The following is an 18,143-nucleotide window of genomic DNA, read 5'->3' as shown; positions in this document are numbered from 1 at the left end:
CGGTGCGGGCGGGGCTTTTGTTGCCAGGGCTGGGCCCTCAGGCATTAGTCGCGCCAGTGGCGCTTGTGCTTGCGGTGGCCGTAATGGTGGCCACGGTCGTAGTGACGGCGGTCGTCATAGCTGCGACGGTAGCGACGATCGTCATGGCGCTCGTCGTCGTCGGCCTTGTTACCCATGTAGTTACCCAGCGCGCCACCGGCACCACCGCCGGCTGCTGCACCAATGTAGCTACCGGTGGTACCGCCCACGGAGCGACCGACCACGTTACCGCCTGCAGCGCCCAGCGCGCCACCGATGGCGGCTTCGCCACGCTGACGTTTGTCGGCACCCAGTGCGCCGCCGGCGGCGCCGCCCAGGCCGGCACCAATCGCGCCGCCTGTGCTACCACCGATGGAGTTGCCCACGACGGAGCCGAGTACCCCACCCAATGCGCCGCCAATGCCGGCCTCGGTATTGCCACCGGCCATGGCAACGCCGCTGAGCAAGCTGAAAGACAACAACAGAATCGAGGAGTACTTCTTCATCAAGAGAGCCTCATAGGGATGACGAGGGCGAATTTGAGGCTCTGGAGGGCGGCTGGCAATTGAAATCCGACGAGTAGCACGAGTTGTACACAATTCTCTAAGTTACTGTATTTGCTGTGAAACTTAATCGGTTTTTGGCTGTCAGAGGTACTTATGACAAAGCCCTGAACCGTTGCGGAACAGGGCTTTTTTCGTTTTTGGCGGTGCTGCTTTCGGCCCTTTCGCGGGCAAGCCCGCTCCTACACGATCACCCCAATTCTCAAGCCTGGTGGAGTACCTGTGGGAGCGGGATTGCCCGCGAAGTACCCAACACATCTCTAAAGAATGCGCCCATTGTCCCGCGCCCGCTCAAGCTTGATGGCAATGAACTTGGACGTCGGCGTATGGCTGCCATCGCCAATGCTCTCAAGCGGCACCAGCGGGTTCACTTCGGGATAGTAAGCCGCCGCTTGCCCCGCCGGGATATCGAAGGCCAGCAATGTGAAACCGTGCACACGGCGCACATGCTCATCCCCCCACAACGAAACGATGTCGACCTTCTGCCCCGGCTGGAACCCCAGGCGGACGATGTCGGCCTCGTTGGCGAACAGCACTTCACGCTGGCCACGCACGCCGCGGTAGCGGTCATCCAGGCCATAGATGGTGGTGTTGTACTGATCGTGCGAGCGCATCGACTGCATGATCAGGTCGGGCAACTGGCCGCTGGCCCGCACCCTTTCATCAAGCAAGGTATCCGGCAACAGGTTGGCCTTGAAGTTGGCGCGGCCGGTAGCGGTCTTCCATTCGCGGCTGGCGGCGCTGTTGCCCAGGTAAAAGCCACCCGGTTCACGCAGGCGTTCGTTGAAGCCGCTGAAGCCGGGGATGGTGTCGCCGATCAGGTCGCGGATGCGGTCGTAATCGGCCACCAGCCAGTGCCAGTCGACCGGTTGTTTGCCCAGGGTGGCGGCGGCGATACCGGCAACCACCGCAGGCTCCGAGCGCATCTGCGTCGACAGCGGTTTCAACTGGCCGTTGGAGGCGTGGACCATGCTGAACGAGTCTTCCACAGTCACCGCTTGTGGGCCATCGGCCTGCAGGTCGATGTCGGTACGGCCCAGGCACGGCAGGATCAGCGCCTGCTTGCCGTGGACCAGGTGGCTGCGGTTGAGTTTGGTGCTGATGTGCACGGTCAGTTCGCAGTTGCGCAGCGCCTGCGCGGTGCGCTCGGTGTCTGGCGTGGCTTGGGCAAAGTTGCCGCCCAGCCCGATGAACACCTTGGCGCGGCCGTCGAGCATGGCGTGGATGGCTTCGACGGTGTTGTGGCCGTTGTGCCGCGGCACGGGGAAGTTGAAGCGCTTTTCGATGGCGTCGAGCAAGGCCACCGGCGGGCGCTCGTTGATGCCCATGGTGCGATCGCCCTGGACGTTGCTGTGGCCACGCACCGGGCACAGGCCGGCGCCTGGCGCACCGATGTTGCCGCGCAGCATCTGCAGGTTGACGATTTCCTGGATGGTCGGCACCGAATGGCGGTGCTGGGTGATGCCCATCGCCCAGCACATGATCACCCGCTTGCCACGGCAGTACATGCGCGCGGCCAGCTCGATGTCGGCCAGGGTCAGGCCGGATTGCGCCTGAATGTGTTCCCACGAAGTGGCGTCGACCACGGCCAGGTAGTCATCGACGCCGTGGCCATGCTCGGCAATGAAGGCGTGGTCGAAGACCGCAGGCTCGCCCTTTGCCTGGGCTTCACGTTCCCACTGCAGGACGAACTTGGCCATGCCACGCAGCAGCGCCATGTCGCCACCCAGAGCCGGGCGGAAGAACGCGGTGTTGGTCGGTCGGTCGCTGTTGGTCAACATCTCCAGCGGGTTCTGCGGGTGCTGGAAGCGCTCCAGGCCGCGCTCTTTCAGCGGGTTGACGCACACCACCTGGGCACCGCGTTTCACCGCATCGCGCAGCGGGTCGAGCATGCGCGGGTGGTTGGTGCCCGGGTTCTGGCCCCAGACGAAGATCGCATCGGCATGCTCGAAGTCGTCGTAGGTGACCGTGCCCTTGCCGACGCCGACGCTCTGCCCCAAGGCCACGCCGCTGGCTTCGTGGCACATGTTCGAGCAATCCGGGAAATTGTTGGTGCCGTAGGCGCGCACGAACAATTGGTAGAGGTACGCCGCTTCGTTGCTGGCACGGCCCGAGGTGTAGAACTCAGCCTGGTCAGGGGTTGCCAGGTTGTTCAGTTCGCGGGCGATCAGGGCGAAGGCCGCCTCCCAGCTGATGGGCTGGTAATGGTCGCGTTGAGCGTCGTAGACCATGGGTTCGGTCAGGCGGCCCTGGTACTCCAGCCAGTAATCGCTTTGCTCGCGCAGCGCGCTGACGCTGTAGCGGGCGAAGAAGGCGGCATCGACGCGGCGCTTGGTGGCTTCCCAGTTGACTGCCTTGGCGCCGTTCTCGCAGAACTTGACCATGCCGCTTTCCGGCGAATCGCCCCAGGCGCAGCCAGGGCAGTCAAAGCCGCCATTCTGGTTGGTCTTGAGCAGGGCGCGAATGTTCTTCAGCGCATTGTCGCTGCCGACCCAGGCCTTGGCCACGCTGCGCAACGCCCCCCAGCCGCCGGCGGGGCCGTGGTAGGGCTTGTAGCGAGGGGAGGAGGCTGGGGCGTTGTCCGGGAGGTGCTGGTACGAGGTCACGGCTGTTACGACTCCGCCGCTGGGCTGTAGACCCGCGGTGCGCTGTGCTTGGGCAAGTGGATGAGGTTGAGGTTGTGCTTGCGTGCCCATTGCAGGGCAAGGCCGGTGGGCGCCGACAGGCTGACCAGGGTCTGGATGCCGGCACGCAGGACCTTCTGGATCAGCTCCAGGCTGCAGCGGCTAGTGACGATGGCCAGGCCGCCTTCACTGTCGATGCCTTGGCGCAGCAGGGCGCCGATCAGTTTGTCGAGGGCGTTGTGCCGGCCAATGTCCTCGCGGCCGAGCAACAGCTCGCCGTTACGGTCCATGAACAGTGCCGCATGCACCGCGCCGCAATGCTGGCCTAGCGGCTGGAAGGCGTCGATGCGCTGGCGCAGGCCAGCCAACCACTGCGCGGGCGGCAGTGGCGCGCCGGGCAGTTCGGCAAGCTCTGGCAGTGCCTGCTCCAGGGCTTCGACCCCGCACAGGCCGCAGCCGCTGGTGCCGGCCAGTTGGCGGCGCTGGTTTTTCAGGTTCCAGAAGGCGCGGCTGGAGATTTCCAGGTCGGCGTACATCGCCGAACCGCTGCCGGACAGCTTGAGGTCATAGATTTCCTGGGTGCCTTCGACAATCCCGCTGCCGACGCTGAAACCGACTGCAAAGTCTTCCAGGTCGGTCGGGCTCACCAGCATCACGGCCTGATTGAGGCCGTTGAAGGCGATGGCCAGGGCCACTTCTTCGGCCAATGGCGTGCTGGCGCGCTCGGCGTCGCTGAGCTGGACGTACTCGTAGGTGTTGCTGGCGGCGGGCAAGGCCAAAGGCGATGAGGCCGCGCAGACCGGAGGTTTGCTGTTCATCGGGGCTGACTACCGGCGGCTTTTTGATAGCACAAGCCTAGGCCTGTGGGCCGGTCACGTCTAATCGCTAGGGTCTATGCCGTGATAGACCGCGTCGATTGGTCGCACTGGGGCAGGGTGGGCAATCCTGGCCTAGACTCCTGGCTCCGAGGTTTTATCAACAAGGAGAACGCAATGAGCCTGTTCAGTTTCGTGAAGGAAGCCGGCGAGAAGTTGATCGACCTGCTGACCCCCGGCAATGCCAATGCCGAGGAGCAGTTGAAGAAACACGTGAAAGACGTCGGCCTGGGTAATCCGAACATCACCGCCACTGTAGAAGGCGACAAGATCATCCTCAAGGGTGAGGTGGCCAGCCAGGAGGAGAAGGAGAAGATCATTCTGGCGGCGGGGAACATCAGTGGTGTGGCCAGCGTTGACGATCAGATCACCGTAACAGGGCCAGTCGTTCAGGCTGCGCGGTTCGTTACCGTGAAAAAGGGTGACACCCTGTCAGCCATTGCCGTAGTCGTGTATGGCAACGCCAACCAGTACAACAAGATCTTCGAGGCCAACAAGCCGATGCTCGAGCACCCGGACAAGATCTACCCGGGGCAGGTGTTGCGCATTCCGGACTGATCTTTACTGCCCGTACCGCAGGGTAGCGCATCAGCCTGTAGGAGCAGCCTTGTGCTGCGAAGAGGCCGGTATGGCCAGAGTATGTCTTTTGCCATACCGGCCTCTTCGCAGCACAAGGCTGCTCCTACAGGTCGGCGCTGTACCTGCGAAAAGGAGCATCACAGGCCTGCCAGCAAATCCCGGTAATCCTCGACCGCTGCAAACTCCTGGGTGTCGCGAGGTGCAGCCTGGCTATCGGGCTGGCGCACCGCCAGCAAATGCCCCACGCCAAACCGCTGGGCACTGCGCAAAATCGCCAGTGTGTCATCGATGAACAGGCTGCGCGCAGGCTCAAAGCCGATATCCGCCTGCAAGGCATCCCAAAACTGTGGGCTCTCTTTCGGGTAGCCATAATCATGCGCACTGATCAGCCGCTCGAAATACGGCGCCAGTTCCACCCGCTCCAGCTTCAGTGACAGCGAGTCACGGTGGGCATTGGTGATCATCACCACGCGTTTGCCTGCCTGACGGATGGCGGCCAGGAAGGTGTCGGCGTCGGTGCGCAGGGCGATCAGGTCGGCGATCTCGCGTTTCAGTTCGCGGATCGGCAGCTTCAGTTCACGGCTCCAGAAGTCCAGGCAGTACCAGTTGAGCGTGCCAGCATTGCGCTCGAACAAAGGCTGCAGCTCCATTTCCGCCATGGCCCGGCTCACGCCATGCAGCTCGGCATAGCGCTGGGGCAGGTGCTCCAGCCAGAAGCGGTTGTCGTAGTGCAGGTCGAGCAGCGTGCCGTCCATGTCCAGCAGGACAGTATCGATGGCAGACCAGGGAAGAACAGGCATGGGAAACTCTCGTTCAGTCGGCTAGCCACGGTATAGTAACCCGTTCACGCCAAGGAGCTGCCCCATGCGCCAGAAACCCACCGTCCTTAACCGCGAAATCGTCGCCAGCAGCCGCCTGTTCCGCGTCGAGGCCGTGCAATTGCGCTTCAGCAACGGTGCCGAGCGCACGTATGAACGCTTGGTCGGCCGGGGCAATGGTTACGGGGCGGTGATGATCGTGGCCATGCTCGATGCCGAGCATGCCGTGCTGGTCGAGGAGTACTGCGGCGGCACGGACGAATATGAGCTGTCGCTGCCCAAGGGCTTGATCGAGCCGGGCGAAGACGTGCTGGCAGCGGCGGACCGCGAGCTCAAGGAAGAAGCCGGCTTTGGTGCGCGGCAGCTGGAACACCTGACCGAGTTGTCGCTGTCGCCGGGCTACATGAGCCAGAAGATCCAGGTGGTGCTGGCCACCGACCTGTATGAAGAACGCCTTGAGGGCGACGAACCAGAGCCCATGGGCGTAGACAAGGTCAACCTGCGCGAGCTGTCGGCCCTGGCCATGCACCCGCAATTCACCGAGGGCCGTGCCTTGGCGGCGCTGTACCTGGCGCGCGACCTGCTGATCCAGCGGGGGCTTCTGGAGCTATGAACGACCTGCAACTGATGCACGAAGTGGTCAAGCTGGCCCATCTGGCGGGCGAGGCGATTCTGCCGTTCTGGCGGGCCGACGTGGCGGTGACCAACAAGGCCGACGATTCCCCGGTGACCGCCGCCGACCTGGCCGCCCACCGCATCATCGCTGATGGGCTGCTGGCGCTGGCGCAACACATCCCCGTGCTGTCCGAGGAGGACTGCAACATTTCGCTGGCCGAGCGCCAGGGCTGGAGCCGCTGGTGGTTGGTCGACCCGCTGGACGGCACCAAGGAATTCATTGCGGGCAGTGAAGAGTTCACGGTCAACATCGCCCTGATCGAAAACGGCGTGGTGGTGTTTGGCGTGGTCTCGATGCCGACCAACGGGCGCTGCTACTCGGGTGGGCGCCAGTTGGGTGCGTGGCGTGCCGAGGCGGGGGAAGCTGCCCAGCCAATCCAGGTGCGTAACGCACCGCCTGCCGAAGGCCGTTTCACCGTGGTGGCCAGCCGTCGCCATTCCAGCCCCGAGCAAGAGGCGCTGTTGGCAGGGTTAGGGGCGGCGGTGGGTGAGCTGGACCTGGCCAATATCGGCAGCTCGCTGAAGTTCTGCCTGCTGGCCGAAGGCAGCGCCGATTGCTACCCGCGCCTGGCGCCGACGTCGCAGTGGGATACCGCCGCTGCACAGGGCGTATTGGAGGGGGCCGGTGGCGAGGTGATTGGGCTGGATGGCCAGCCGTTCACCTACCCGGCGCGTGAATCCCTGCTTAATCCGTTCTTCCTGGCCTTGCCCCGCGCAGCCGCCTGGCGCCAAGCCTTGATCGATCTAGCGCGCGCATTGTAGGAGCAGCCTTGTGCTGCGAAGAGGCCCGTTCAAGCAACAATAGCGATGGTGTCGATACGGGCCTCTTCGCAGCGCAAGGCTGCTCCTACAGACTCACTAGCGGTGCAGCACGTACTGGCCGCTGAATTTCACGGCAGGCTCGTCACTGCCAGCATTGCTGACGGTGGTTTCCAGCGTCAAACGCGCCCGCCCGCGGCGCTGGTACATCGCCACGAAGCGTTCCCAAGCCTTCTCGTCCGGCGCCGCACAGCGGGCCACTGCCGCGCCGGTGACCGGCAGCGGATAGCTGATCTGCCCCTCCTGAATGACGATATGCCCGTCATCGATGCCCAGCTCGCGCAAGCGCAGGTGCAGCCACCCCCAACCCACCAGCACCGCGGCGCAGTACAGGCTGCCGCCGAACATGGTGCTCTTGTGGTTGACGTTGGCTGCCAGCGGCAGTTGCAGGCGCAGGGTGTGCTGCTGCCAATCGATGACCTCCAGGCCCATTTCGCGGGTCAGAGGGATGTCGCTGTGCAGTACGGATTGCAGGTACTGGCTGTCGCTGCTCATGGACGGTTGTCCTCCTGGTCGTCGTGCCCGCCACTGCCGCCGTCAAAATTGAGGCTGTGTTTGCGCAACTTGTCATGCAGGGTCTTGCGGGGGATGCCCAGCGCTTCGGCCAGGCTGCGCATCGAGCTGTGCGGCTGGGCAAGCTCGGCGGCGATCAGCGAGCGCTCGAACTGTTCGACCTGTTCGCTGAGGTTGCCGGTCAATACCGCCGCCGTGGGCGTTGCCGCAGCGGGCGCCTGGCCGTCGAGGGCAAGCTCCAGGCCAAGGGCGAAGCGCTCGGCGACGTTCTGCAGCTCACGCACGTTGCCTGGCCAGTCGTGGCGCAGCAGCAAGGCACGCTGGGCCGGCTGCAGGGTGTGCGGCGGCAAACCGTGGCGCTGGCTGGCGGCGTCGGCAAAGTGCTGGAACAACACCAAAATGTCATCGCCACGCTCGCGCAGTGGGGGGATGCGCAGCGGCGCCACGTTCAGGCGGTAATACAGGTCGGCCCGGAAGCGCCCTTGGTCGGCGGACTGACGCAGGTCTTCCTTGGTGGCGGCGATGATGCGGATATCCAGCGGGATCAACTGGTTGCCGCCCAGGCGTTCGACCACCCGCTCCTGCAGCATGCGCAGCAACTTCACCTGCACATCCAGGCTCATGCTCTCGATTTCGTCGAGGAACAGCGTGCCGCCATTGGCGAATTCGAACTTGCCGATACGCCGCTTCTGCGCACCGGTGAAGGCGCCGGGTTCGTGGCCAAACAGCTCGCTCTCGACCACCGATTCGGCCAATGCCCCGGCGTTGATGGCCACGAAGGGCCCGTCGCGGCGGCTAGAAAGGTCGTGCAGAGCGCGGGCCACCACCTCTTTGCCGGCGCCAGTCTCACCCAGAATCAGCACATCGGCACGGGTGCCGGCCAAGGCGCCGATCTGCTCACGCAGGCGTAGCATCGTCGGCGACTGGCCCACCAGGCGGGTGGCCAGTTGCTGACGGTCGCTCAAGGCCAGGCGCAGGCTGCGGTTGTCCAGCACCAGGCGGCGCAGGGCCAGGGCGCGGCGCACGCTGTCGAGCAGGGCGTCGCTGGCGAACGGCTTTTCGAGGAAGTCATAGGCGCCGGCACGCATGGCCTGTACCGCCAGCGGCACATCGCCGTGGCCAGTAATCAGCAGCACAGGCAGTTCGCTGTCGCGGCCGTGCAGTTGCTCCAGCAGTTGCAGGCCATCGATGCCCGGCATGCGGATGTCGCTGACCACCACACCGGGCCAGTCGGCTTCGATGCGCTCGGCCAGGCCTTGGGCATCGGCCAGCGCCACCACCTTGAGCCCGGCAAGGTCCAGGGTCTGGCTCAGGGCTTGGCGCAGGTGCGGGTCGTCGTCGGCCAGAATCACCTGGGCTTGGCTGTCGATCAGTGTCTCGGGGCTCATGCCGAGGGGTCCTCCGAATTGGGCAGGGTAGCGCCGGGTGCCGCCACGCGCAGTTGCAGGGTAAGCAGGGCACCGCCTTCTGGGTGGTTGGCCAGCAGCAGTTCGCCGCCCAGGGCGCGCATCAGGCTTTCGCAGATGGCCAGCCCCAGGCCAAGGCCCTGGGTACGGGTCTTGGTGGTGAAGAACGGCTCTTTGGCATGCTCCAGTGCCTGGCGGCTGAAGCCCGGGCCGTTGTCGCGGATGTACAGGTAGACGTAGCCATCGCGCTGTTCGGCACTCAGCCAGAGGCGGCGCGGGTTGGCCTTTTCGGTCAGGGCATCGAGGGCGTTGGCCAGCAGGTTGCCCAGCACTTGGCGCAGGCGGGTTTCGCCGGCTTGCACCCACAACGTGGCCTCTGGCAAGTCGCGGATCAGCTCGACGGCCATCGCCCGGCGGCGCTTGGCCAACAGCGCCAGGGCGTCGTCCAGTGCCGGCTGCAGGGCCACGCTTTCCGGGGCGTGGCGGTCGCGGCGGGCGAAGGCGCGCAGGTGGGCGATGATCGAGGCCATGCGCCCGGTCAGCTCACCGATCAGCTTGAGGTTGCCGCGGGCGTCTTCGGTGCGCTGGTGGTCGAGCAGGATCTCGGCATTTTCGGCGTAGCTGCGGATGGCCGCCAGCGGCTGGTTGAGCTCGTGGCTGATGCTCGCCGACATGGTGCCCAGCACCGACAGCTTGCCGGCCTGGACCAGTTCGTCCTGGGCCCGCACGGCCTCCTGCTGGGCGTTTTCACGTTCGAGCACGGCGCTCTTGAGGCGGGTGTTGAGGCCTTCAAGGTCGGCGGTACGTTCGGCGACGCGCTTTTCCAGCTCTTGACGGCCACGGGCCTCGAAGTCGATGCGGTCGATGTAGTGCCGACGCCGCTGCATCACCAGGCCGGCCAGCAGCACCAGCACCAGCAACGTGCCGGCGCCGATGGCCATCACCGTCTGCACCGAGCGGTCGACCAGGATGCGCGGGGCGAGGATGCTGACCTGCCAGCCGGTTTCCTTGATGTCGCGGGTCTGGGTGATCCACGCGTCCTGGTTCAGCACCAAGGGTTGCGGGGCCTGGGTCGGGTACGGCTGGATGGCGATGATCGCCTGGCGCTCGGCCTCGGTCAGCGCGCGGGTGGCGCGGAAACGCCAGTCCGGCCGAGAGGTGAGGATGACCACGCCGTTATGGTCGGTCAGCAACAGTTGCTCGGGGGTACGGCCCCAGAGGGTTTCGGTGTGGTCGAGGTCGACTTTGACCACCAGCACGCCCACGATCCGCTCGCGGTCGCGCACGGCGGCGGCGAAGAAGTAGCCACGCTTGGCCGAGGTGGTGCCCTGGCCAAAGAAGCGCCCCAGGTGGCCGGCCATGGCTTCGTTGAAGTAGGGGCGGAAGGCGAAGTTGCGTCCGACGAAACTGTCGTGCTTGTCCCAGTTGGAGGCGGCCAGGGTATTGCCGCTGACGTCCATCAGGTACATGACCTCGGCACCGGTCTGCTGGACGATATCCTTGAGCAGGCGGTTGGCGTTGGTCACCGCTTCCAGGCGGAACGGGTCGGCCAGCACGCCGCGCAGCGCCGGCAGGTCGCCGAGGATTTGCGGCAGGGTTTCGTAGCGGTGCAGGGTGCCCAGCAAGTTGGCGACATACAGGTCGAGGGTCTGGCGATTCTGCGAAGCCAGCTCTTCCTGGTAATAGCGCTCGGCCAGATGATGCAGCGGCCACAGCAGTGGGATCAGGCACACGGCCAGCAGGGCCAGGCTGCGCCAGCGGGGACGGCGTGGGGGCGTGGGTTTCGCGATCATCAGGTCAATGCGCCAGAAAAGTCTGACGCAATTATGCGCTACTTGAGGCAGTCGATCAGCGCCTGCTGCCAGTGCGGCAGGCTGATGTGCCATTGCTGGGCCAAGCGTGAGCAGTCCAAGCGTGAATTGAGTGGCCTGCGGGCGGGTGTGGGGTATTCGCTGGACGGTATCGGCTGCAGTTCGGCACAGGGTAACCCTTGCGCCCGCAACTGCTCGGCGATCGCCTGGGCGAAACCGAACCAGGAGGTCTCACCTTGCGCAGTGAGGTGGTAGGTGCCCCAGTCGCCAGCCTGCCCGGCTTGCCAGCGCTCGATCAGCGTGCGGGTGCTGGCGGCAAGGGTAGCGGCAGACGTCGGCGCGCCAATCTGGTCGTTCACCACGCGCAGTTGGGGTTTTTCCTGCAGCAGGCGCTGCATTGTCAGCAGGAAGTTGCGCCCATACAACGAATAGACCCAGCTGGTACGCAGGATCAGGTGCTGGCCGGCCACCGCAGTAATCGCCTGCTCGCCGGCCAGTTTGCTGTGGCCATAAACCCCCAGGGGGTTGGGCGTGTCTTGTTCGGTATAGGGCGTGGCCTTGCTGCCGTCGAAGACATAGTCGGTGGAGTAGTGGATGAGCGGCGCACCCAGCCGTGCTGCTTCTTCGGCGAGCACGCGGGGGCCATGGGCATTGATTGCAAAGGCCAGCGCGGGCTCTTGTTCGGCCTGGTCCACCGCCGTGTAGGCAGCAGCGTTTATGATCAGGTCGGGGGCGAGCCGGCGCAGCGGCTCGCGCAGGGCCTTGGGCTGTGCCAGGTCGAGGTGCTCGCGGCCAAGCACGTGTAGCTCGCCAAGCCCGGCCAACTGCGCCTGCAGCGCTTGGGCAACCTGGCCATTACGGCCGCAGACGACGATTTTCATGGCAGCAGTTGCGCCTCGCTCAGCGGTACGCCGACCTTGTCTTTGTCCGACAGCACCGGCGGCCCCGCGAGTTGCCAGTCGATGGCCAGCTCAGTGTCGTCCCAGCGGATGCAACGGTCTGCGCCAGGGTTGTAGTAGTCCGTGGTCTTGTAGAGAAACTCGGCCGATTCGCTGACCACCGAGAAGCCGTGTGCGAACCCCGGTGGAATCCACAATTGCCGATGATTATCGGCCGACAGGTGCACCGCGACCCATTTGCCGAACGTGGGCGAGCTCCTGCGCACGTCCACGGCAATGTCGCGTATCTCACCCTGTACCACCCGCACCAGTTTGCCCTGGGTGTTTTCCACCTGATAGTGCAGGCCGCGCAACACGCCTTTGACGGAGCGCGAGTGGTTGTCCTGGACGAAGTCCACGGTGACGCCGGTGTGCTTCGCGAACTCGCGGGCATTGAAGGCTTCGAAGAAGAAGCCACGGCTGTCACCGTATACCGTTGGCTCGATGATCAGTACGTCAGGGATCTCGGTGGGGATGATGTTCATGCAGACTCGTTTGCCAGTTTGCCCAGGTACTGACCGTAACCGGTCTTCTTGAGTTTTTCAGCCTTGGCCAGCAGCTGGTCACGGGTGATCCAGCCCTTGTTGAAGGCGATTTCTTCCAGGCAGGCCACTTTCAGCCCCTGGCGGTTCTCGATGGTTTGTACATATTGCGAGGCATCCAGCAGGCTCTCGTGGGTGCCGGTGTCGAGCCAGGCGAAGCCACGGCCAAAGCGCTCCACGCGCAAGTCGCCGCGCTGGAGGTAGGCATTGGTGACATCGGTGATCTCAAGCTCGCCGCGCTCCGAGGGGCGAATGCCTTTGGCGATTTCGACCACGTCGTTGTCGTAGAAGTACAGGCCCGTCACGGCATAGCTGGACTTGGGCTTGAGTGGCTTCTCTTCGATGGACAGCGCGTTGCCCTGCTCGTCGAACTCGACCACACCGAAGCGCTCTGGGTCCTTGACCCAATAGCCGAACACGGTGGCGCCGCTGGGGTGGCTGACCGCGCGCTGCAACTGTTCGGTGAAGCTCTGGCCGTGGAAGATGTTGTCACCGAGGATGAGGCAGACCGAGTCGTCACCGATGAACTGCTCACCGATCAGGAACGCCTGGGCCAGGCCGTCGGGTGATGGTTGCTCGGCATAGCTGATGCGAATGCCGAACTGGCTGCCATCGCCGAACAACTGGCGATACTGAGGCAGGTCCTGGGGCGTGGAGATCAGCAGGATGTCGCGGATATCGGCGAGCATCAGCACCGAGATCGGGTAGTAGATCATCGGCTTGTCATAAATCGGCAGCAGTTGCTTGGATACCCCGAGGGTGATGGGGTGCAGGCGGGTGCCGGATCCTCCGGCCAGGACGATGCCCTTGGTCATGCAATGAGCTCCTTGATGTCGGTATTGCCCAGGCGTTCCCCCTGGTAGCTGCCATCCTGGACATGGCGGCACCACTGCAGGTTATCCAGGTACCACTGCACGGTCTTGCGCAGCCCGGTGGCGAAGGTTTCCTGCGGTACCCAGCCCAGCTCCCGTTCGATCTTGCTGGCATCGATGGCATAGCGCAGGTCATGGCCGGGGCGGTCCTGAACGTAGGTGATCAGGTCTGCATAACGGGCCACGCCTTCAGGGTGCTGTGGCGCCAGCTCGTCGAGCAGGGCACAGATGGCGTGGACCACGTCGAGGTTCTTCTGCTCGTTGTGGCCGCCGATATTGTACGTTTCGCCGACCTCGCCGCGGCTAACCACCTCAAGCAACGCCCGGGCGTGGTCTTCGACGAACAACCAGTCGCGCACCTGCTGGCCATTGCCGTACACCGGCAGTGGCTTGCCGGCCAGGGCATTGAGGATCATCAGCGGGATCAGCTTTTCAGGGAAATGGTACGGGCCGTAGTTGTTCGAGCAGTTGGTGATCAGTACCGGCAGGCCATACGTGCGGTGCCAGGCGCGTACCAGGTGGTCCGAGGCGGCCTTGCTCGCCGAATAGGGGGAGCTGGGCGCATACGGCGTGGTCTCGTGGAACAGGTCGTTGGCGCCATGCAGGTCGCCATACACTTCGTCGGTGGAGATATGGTGAAAGCGGAACGCACGGCGCTGCTCGGCAGGCAGGCGGCTCCACCAGGCACGGGTGGCTTCGAGCAGGGCATAGGTGCCGACGATATTGGTCTGGATGAACGCCGCCGGGCCATCGATCGAACGGTCCACATGGGACTCGGCAGCCAGGTGCATGATCGCGTCGGGCTGGAAGCGCTCGAGCACGGCACTGACTGTCGCCGCATCGGCGATATCGGCCTGGACGAATTCGTAACGGGTATTGTTGGCGATGCTTTGCAGCGACTCGAGGTTGCCGGCGTAGGTCAGCTTGTCGAGGTTCAGCACTTCGTGTTCGGTGTTGCCGATCAGGTGACGGACCAGCGCCGAGCCAATGAAGCCGGCGCCGCCTGTGACGAGTATGCGCATCTCAAGTCGCCTCTGGTAAACCAAGTTCTATGGCATGCAGCCTAGCTGGTCGGCTAGGGTGGTGGCAGACAAATATCATGGGTTTGAGCGTGATCATGATGGATATGCCGATGGATATCGATTTATTAAGCGATAAGGCTTTGCCGATCGGCTATTTTTGCTTTTAAAGCCGATATATATCGGTTATAAATTTGCCATCGTTGCTCCTACCCCCATCGACCAACGCCCCAGCGCACATCGGCTCAGGGCCTACGCAGAGGTTAACCATGAAAACCCTCAATTCTACCCCCCGTGCCGACGGCTTCCACATGCCCGCTGAATGGGCGCCGCAGACCCAGGTCTGGATGGTCTGGCCGGAGCGTTCGGACAACTGGCGCCTGGGTGGCAAGCCGGCACAGGCCGCCCATGTGACATTGGCCAAGGCTATCGCCCGCTTCGAGCCAGTGACCGTGGGTGTTTCTGCTGGCCAGTACGAGAACGCACGCCGTCAGCTCGACCTGCCGAACATCCGCGTCGTGGAAATCAGCAATGACGACGCCTGGGTGCGCGACACCGGCCCCACCTTCGTCATCAACGACCACGGCGAAGTGCGCGGCGTGGATTGGGGCTTCAATGCCTGGGGCGGCTTCGATGGCGGGCTTTACGCCCCCTGGAACCGTGACGAAGAACTGGCCGCCAAGGTCCTGGAAATGGAGCGCTGCCAGCGCTACCAGACCGAAGGCTTCGTGCTGGAGGGTGGCTCGATCCACGTGGACGGCGAGGGCACGGTGATCACCACCGAAGAATGCCTGCTCAACCGTAACCGCAACCCGCACCTGGGCCGTGAGGAAATCGAAGCGGTCCTGCGTGAGCAGTTGGCAGTCGATACCGTGGTCTGGCTGCCGGACGGCCTGTACAACGACGAGACCGACGGCCACGTCGACAACTTCTGCTGTTACGTGCGCCCAGGCGAAGTGTTACTGGCTTGGACCGATGATTCCAACGACCCCAACTACGCTCGCTGCCACGCGGCAATGGACGTGTTGAAAAACACCCGCGACGCCAAAGGCCGTGAGTTCGTGGTGCACAAAATGCCGATCCCTGGCCCGCTGTACGCCACGGCTGAAGAGTGTGCTGGCGTCGACCAAGTGGCCGGTAGCCAGGAACGCGACCCGTCGGTGCGCCTGGCCGGCTCGTACGTGAACTTCCTGATCGTCAACGGCGGCATCATCGCGCCGAGCTTCGATGACCCTGCCGATGCCCAAGCCAGAGCCATCCTGGCTGAGCTCTTCCCGGATCATGAAGTGGTCATGATCCCAGGCCGTGAATTGTTGTTGGGGGGCGGCAATATCCACTGCCTGACCCAGCAGCAGCCGGCGCCAGTCAAGCGCTGAGACCACCCTGAATAAAGAGGCCCGTCATACGACGGGCCTTTTTTTCGGGCGACCTTTCCAAGCGACGTCCGGCCGCCTGAGTGGCATACGTTTTGTATTGTTTTTCAATTAGATAGCTCGAATGGGTCGGGCTCTCTGATCTGTAACAATGCCTACGTAAATTAGCCGCTCACGGGCAAAGGAGTACGTGTGGAAATGAACGCAGCAAGTGAGTCGGCTTTGTGCCCATCGGCCGTTAACCACCCATCGCTCAAGCTGTTGGCGCAGTGGTTGAAGCACCATGGAAACATCCAGGTCAGGACGACCGACCCACGACGTTTGCTTGCCGGGCGATACCCGCAAGGGCTGATCAGTGAAGCAGAGATGCAGGCGCTGATGGCGGTGTGGCACTGATCTCATCGGTTTTACCGGTGCTGGCCCCTTCGCAGCACAAGGCTGCTCCTACAGGTAGCGTGCGATCCCTGTAGGCGCAGCCTTGTGCTGCGAAGAGGCCGGTACAGCCACCAAAGATCAGAAGCGGTAAGTGCTCGTCACCACCAGGCTCCGCGGGTCGCCCACCTGGATCTGCGCCGCACTGGTCGCTGAGCTGTAGTAGGTTTTGTCGGCAATGTTGTTCAACGCCGCCCGCACATCCCAGTCGTGGGTGCGGTAGCCGGCCAGCGCATCCCAGCGGCCGTAGCCTGGCAACACCGTGGTGTTCTGGTTGTCGGCATAACGCTCACCCACCAACGTCAAGCCGGTCTCGGCGTACCAGCCCAATTCCGGTTTCCAGGTCACGAACAGGCTGGCATTACGCTTGGCCACGTCGTTGATGCGGTTGCCTTCCTGGTTATTGTTGTCTTTGACGATGGTTGCATCCTGCAGGCCGATGCCCCCGCGCACGTACCAGTTGCCGACGATATTGCCGGTGGCGGTCAGCTCGATGCCTCGTGAGCGTTGCAAGCCGCTGAGCAGGGTGATTTCCGGGTTCTCCGGGTCACGCGTGCGGCGGTTGTACAGCTCCAGTTCATACACGGCGAGGGTGGTGGTGAGGCGCTGGTCGAACCAGTCGCTCTTGACCCCGATCTCCTTCTGACGGGTCAGCTCTGGCCCGGTGTCATTGGTGTTGCCCGGCGCGCCAGGGGTAATGCCGATCAGGCCACCGCCCACTGGCGAGAAGGTCTTGCTCCATGATGCGTAGAAGGAGTGGTCGCGCCACGGCGTGTAGACCACACCCAGACGCGGGCTGGTGGTGTTGCTGTCCTGCGGCTCGGTCAGGCCATCCTTGTTGGTGGTTTCCACCTCGAACTGGTCGAAACGCACGCCGGCGAGCACCTGCCATTGATCGTTCAGGCGGACCTGGTCTTGCAGGTAGAGGCCACGGCTTTGGACCACGGTGTGGTTGTCGCTCGACAGCAACATCGGGCCCGTGTGCTGCCGGCTGCGGTCGGGGTTGCCAACGTCCAGGCTGGGCACACTATTAGGCGCAGCGGTGTACAGGGTCGGGTCACGCCGTTGGCTGCCGAACTCCAGGCCCACCAACAGCTTGTGCTCCAGCCCCACGGTCGTGAAGTCGCCCTCGGCTTCGAGGTTGTTGAACAGGTTGCGGGTGTTCAGGTCCTGCTGCCAGCGCTGGCGGGTGACGGTGTTGGTGCTGGCGTTGTAGCCCGTCGCGTAGGTGTTGTCGAACTCGCTGTCGAGCTTGAACAGGCCGAGGGTGTGGCGCAGTTGCCAGGTTTCGTTCAGCTGGTAGTTGAGCCGCGAGCGCAGCGACTGGGCGCGGTCATCGATGTAGTCGCGCTGGGTATCGCTGTAGGTGGTGCTGCGGCTGACGTCGGCCGGGCGGCCATTGACCCCGGGGATACCGCGGTCTGGTGTGCGGTTGTAGCGGCTGTATTCGTACTGCACCAGCCAGTTCAGGTCGGGCGAGAGCTGCCAGCTCATCGACGGGGCGAACAGCTGGCGGCTGCCATCGATGCCGTCGCGGAAGCTGTTGTTGTCCTGGTTGCCCAGGTTCAGGCGCAGGCTGATGGTATCGCTGGGGTCGGCGCTGAGGTCGGCGTACAGGCTGCGCAAATCTTCGCTGCCGCCTTGCGCCTCGATGCTCGAACGGCGGCCGTGCTCCGGCGCCTTGCTGACGCGGTTGACGATGCCACCCTGGCTGCCGCGGCCATACAACACCGCTGCCGGCCCTTTGAGCACCTCGACCCGCTCGATGTTGTTCAGGTCGCGAATGTACTGGCTGTCGTCGCGAATGCCGTCCAGGTAGAAGTCGTTGCTGGCCTCGAAGCCGCGGATGCGCACGCTGTCGAAGCGGGTGTCGGCGCCGCTGCTGACGTTGGGGATGCCCTCAAGTGCCTTGCCCAGGGTGTTGTTGCCGTAGTCCAGCACGTTGGCGGTCTTGACCGTGTCGATGGCCTGGGGCACGTAGCGCACGGGCGTCGAGGTGCGCGTCGCAGTACTGACTTCCTTGACCCGCGGGTTGTCCTCCTCGCGCTCGCCTTCGGCAGTCACTGACATTTCCGGCAGGGTGGTGGTGGCAGCGGTGGCCAGGCTGGCGCTGAACAGCAGCGACAGGCCAAGCGTCAGCGGGGAGAGGCGGCAGGGTACAAGCATGGAGACATCCGGACCGTGGCAGGTGAGAAAGGGTGCGAATGGTAATGCTTGCTATTTACTGTTGCTTGGGTATTTGTAAAGGGTTGTCTTTACATATGTA

At 63.7% G+C, this 18,143-nt stretch carries 17 protein-coding genes; 5 read left to right on the top strand and 12 right to left on the bottom strand.

Going from position 1 to position 18,143, the window contains the following annotated elements; all coding sequences use genetic code 11:
* Positions 1–44: 44 nt before the first annotated feature.
* From AC5PZ0_RS20570 to fdhD, 3 genes are all read right to left on the bottom strand, one after another.
* The gene (locus AC5PZ0_RS20570; protein WP_099428074.1) at positions 45–524 is read right to left on the bottom strand and encodes a glycine zipper domain-containing protein; all 480 of its coding nucleotides are present in this window, start codon (positions 522–524) and stop codon (positions 45–47) included.
* A gap of 317 nt (positions 525–841) precedes the next feature.
* Positions 842–3,187, bottom strand: a complete 2,346-nt coding sequence (locus AC5PZ0_RS20565; protein ID WP_085273861.1) for an FdhF/YdeP family oxidoreductase — start codon at positions 3,185–3,187, stop codon at positions 842–844.
* 5 nt (positions 3,188–3,192) lie between these two features.
* Positions 3,193–4,023: a formate dehydrogenase accessory sulfurtransferase FdhD gene (gene fdhD, locus AC5PZ0_RS20560; RefSeq protein WP_099428076.1), complete on the bottom strand. Its 831-nt coding sequence runs from the start codon at positions 4,021–4,023 to the stop codon at positions 3,193–3,195.
* A 174-nt stretch (positions 4,024–4,197) separates the two neighbouring features.
* Between fdhD and lysM the strand changes: the two genes are divergently transcribed.
* Positions 4,198–4,638 carry a peptidoglycan-binding protein LysM gene (gene lysM / locus AC5PZ0_RS20555; protein ID WP_265970222.1) on the top strand — a complete coding sequence of 147 codons (441 nt, stop codon included), beginning with the start codon at positions 4,198–4,200 and terminating at the stop codon, positions 4,636–4,638.
* A 158-nt stretch (positions 4,639–4,796) separates the two neighbouring features.
* Here lysM and yrfG read toward each other — a convergent pair whose 3' ends face one another.
* A complete protein-coding gene (yrfG, locus tag AC5PZ0_RS20550) occupies positions 4,797–5,459 on the bottom strand; it encodes a GMP/IMP nucleotidase (RefSeq protein ID WP_493855641.1) in 663 nt (220 codons plus the stop codon).
* A 64-nt stretch (positions 5,460–5,523) separates the two neighbouring features.
* Here yrfG and nudE point away from each other — a divergent pair, with 64 nt between their 5' ends.
* Together nudE and cysQ are read left to right on the top strand one after the other, a co-directional pair.
* Positions 5,524–6,090 carry an ADP compounds hydrolase NudE gene (gene nudE, locus AC5PZ0_RS20545; RefSeq protein ID WP_027595200.1) on the top strand — a complete coding sequence of 189 codons (567 nt, stop codon included), beginning with the start codon at positions 5,524–5,526 and terminating at the stop codon, positions 6,088–6,090.
* Entirely contained in the window at positions 6,087–6,914 is an 828-nt protein-coding gene (gene cysQ / locus AC5PZ0_RS20540) for a 3'(2'),5'-bisphosphate nucleotidase CysQ (RefSeq protein ID WP_493855640.1), read from the top strand. Before nudE ends, cysQ begins: the two co-directional genes overlap by 4 nt.
* A gap of 96 nt (positions 6,915–7,010) precedes the next feature.
* Here cysQ and AC5PZ0_RS20535 read toward each other — a convergent pair whose 3' ends face one another.
* The 7 genes from AC5PZ0_RS20535 to rfbB are packed head-to-tail and all read right to left on the bottom strand — an operon-like array spanning position 7,011 to position 14,075.
* On the bottom strand, positions 7,011–7,466 hold the full coding sequence (locus AC5PZ0_RS20535) for a thioesterase domain-containing protein (RefSeq protein ID WP_027595202.1): 456 nt from the start codon (positions 7,464–7,466) through the stop codon (positions 7,011–7,013).
* Positions 7,463–8,872: a sigma-54-dependent transcriptional regulator gene (locus AC5PZ0_RS20530; protein ID WP_493855639.1), complete on the bottom strand. Its 1,410-nt coding sequence runs from the start codon at positions 8,870–8,872 to the stop codon at positions 7,463–7,465. Before AC5PZ0_RS20530 ends, AC5PZ0_RS20535 begins: the two co-directional genes overlap by 4 nt.
* On the bottom strand, positions 8,869–10,683 hold the full coding sequence (locus AC5PZ0_RS20525; RefSeq protein ID WP_027595204.1) for a sensor histidine kinase: 1,815 nt from the start codon (positions 10,681–10,683) through the stop codon (positions 8,869–8,871). Before AC5PZ0_RS20525 ends, AC5PZ0_RS20530 begins: the two co-directional genes overlap by 4 nt.
* 38 nt (positions 10,684–10,721) lie before the next feature.
* A complete protein-coding gene (gene rfbD / locus AC5PZ0_RS20520; RefSeq protein ID WP_493855673.1) occupies positions 10,722–11,660 on the bottom strand; it encodes a dTDP-4-dehydrorhamnose reductase in 939 nt (312 codons plus the stop codon).
* Positions 11,579–12,124: a dTDP-4-dehydrorhamnose 3,5-epimerase gene (gene rfbC, locus AC5PZ0_RS20515; RefSeq protein WP_493855638.1), complete on the bottom strand. Its 546-nt coding sequence runs from the start codon at positions 12,122–12,124 to the stop codon at positions 11,579–11,581. Before rfbC ends, rfbD begins: the two co-directional genes overlap by 82 nt.
* Positions 12,121–12,996: a glucose-1-phosphate thymidylyltransferase RfbA gene (gene rfbA / locus AC5PZ0_RS20510; protein ID WP_027595207.1), complete on the bottom strand. Its 876-nt coding sequence runs from the start codon at positions 12,994–12,996 to the stop codon at positions 12,121–12,123. Before rfbA ends, rfbC begins: the two co-directional genes overlap by 4 nt.
* Positions 12,993–14,075: a dTDP-glucose 4,6-dehydratase gene (rfbB, locus tag AC5PZ0_RS20505; RefSeq protein ID WP_027595208.1), complete on the bottom strand. Its 1,083-nt coding sequence runs from the start codon at positions 14,073–14,075 to the stop codon at positions 12,993–12,995. Before rfbB ends, rfbA begins: the two co-directional genes overlap by 4 nt.
* A gap of 266 nt (positions 14,076–14,341) precedes the next feature.
* On the opposite strand from rfbB, the gene aguA reads away from it, so the two are divergent.
* Together aguA and AC5PZ0_RS20495 are read left to right on the top strand one after the other, a co-directional pair.
* On the top strand, positions 14,342–15,448 hold the full coding sequence (gene aguA, locus AC5PZ0_RS20500) for an agmatine deiminase (protein ID WP_099428084.1): 1,107 nt from the start codon (positions 14,342–14,344) through the stop codon (positions 15,446–15,448).
* A gap of 195 nt (positions 15,449–15,643) precedes the next feature.
* Positions 15,644–15,841: a hypothetical protein gene (locus tag AC5PZ0_RS20495; RefSeq protein ID WP_027595210.1), complete on the top strand. Its 198-nt coding sequence runs from the start codon at positions 15,644–15,646 to the stop codon at positions 15,839–15,841.
* 117 nt (positions 15,842–15,958) lie between these two features.
* Here the strand turns inward: AC5PZ0_RS20495 and AC5PZ0_RS20490 are convergent, their stop codons facing one another.
* Positions 15,959–18,043, bottom strand: coding sequence for a TonB-dependent receptor (locus AC5PZ0_RS20490; protein WP_186703132.1), 2,085 nt, complete (start codon positions 18,041–18,043; stop codon positions 15,959–15,961).
* Positions 18,044–18,143: the final 100 nt, after the last annotated feature.

It is taken from the genome of Pseudomonas sp. 5.2 (assembly GCF_059025405.1).
Note: the sequence above shows the minus strand (reverse complement) of the source record. Positions and strands in the feature narration are given on the sequence as shown.

What these genes read in the sequence shown, in the direction of transcription:
- nudE (WP_027595200.1), top strand. Translation starts at nt 5,524, where the DNA reads ATGCGCCAGAAACCCACCGTCCTTAACCGCGAAATCGTCGCCAGCAGC.
- AC5PZ0_RS20495 (WP_027595210.1), top strand. Translation starts at nt 15,644, where the DNA reads ATGAACGCAGCAAGTGAGTCGGCTTTGTGCCCATCGGCCGTTAACCAC.
- AC5PZ0_RS20530 (WP_493855639.1), bottom strand. Translation starts at nt 8,872, where the DNA reads ATGAGCCCCGAGACACTGATCGACAGCCAAGCCCAGGTGATTCTGGCC.
- cysQ (WP_493855640.1), top strand. Translation starts at nt 6,087, where the DNA reads ATGAACGACCTGCAACTGATGCACGAAGTGGTCAAGCTGGCCCATCTG.
- AC5PZ0_RS20570 (WP_099428074.1), bottom strand. Translation starts at nt 524, where the DNA reads ATGAAGAAGTACTCCTCGATTCTGTTGTTGTCTTTCAGCTTGCTCAGC.
- lysM (WP_265970222.1), top strand. Translation starts at nt 4,198, where the DNA reads ATGAGCCTGTTCAGTTTCGTGAAGGAAGCCGGCGAGAAGTTGATCGAC.
- AC5PZ0_RS20535 (WP_027595202.1), bottom strand. Translation starts at nt 7,466, where the DNA reads ATGAGCAGCGACAGCCAGTACCTGCAATCCGTACTGCACAGCGACATC.
- fdhD (WP_099428076.1), bottom strand. Translation starts at nt 4,023, where the DNA reads ATGAACAGCAAACCTCCGGTCTGCGCGGCCTCATCGCCTTTGGCCTTG.
- AC5PZ0_RS20490 (WP_186703132.1), bottom strand. Translation starts at nt 18,043, where the DNA reads ATGCTTGTACCCTGCCGCCTCTCCCCGCTGACGCTTGGCCTGTCGCTG.
- aguA (WP_099428084.1), top strand. Translation starts at nt 14,342, where the DNA reads ATGAAAACCCTCAATTCTACCCCCCGTGCCGACGGCTTCCACATGCCC.
- AC5PZ0_RS20525 (WP_027595204.1), bottom strand. Translation starts at nt 10,683, where the DNA reads ATGATCGCGAAACCCACGCCCCCACGCCGTCCCCGCTGGCGCAGCCTG.
- yrfG (WP_493855641.1), bottom strand. Translation starts at nt 5,459, where the DNA reads ATGCCTGTTCTTCCCTGGTCTGCCATCGATACTGTCCTGCTGGACATG.
- rfbC (WP_493855638.1), bottom strand. Translation starts at nt 12,124, where the DNA reads ATGAACATCATCCCCACCGAGATCCCTGACGTACTGATCATCGAGCCA.
- rfbB (WP_027595208.1), bottom strand. Translation starts at nt 14,075, where the DNA reads ATGCGCATACTCGTCACAGGCGGCGCCGGCTTCATTGGCTCGGCGCTG.
- rfbA (WP_027595207.1), bottom strand. Translation starts at nt 12,996, where the DNA reads ATGACCAAGGGCATCGTCCTGGCCGGAGGATCCGGCACCCGCCTGCAC.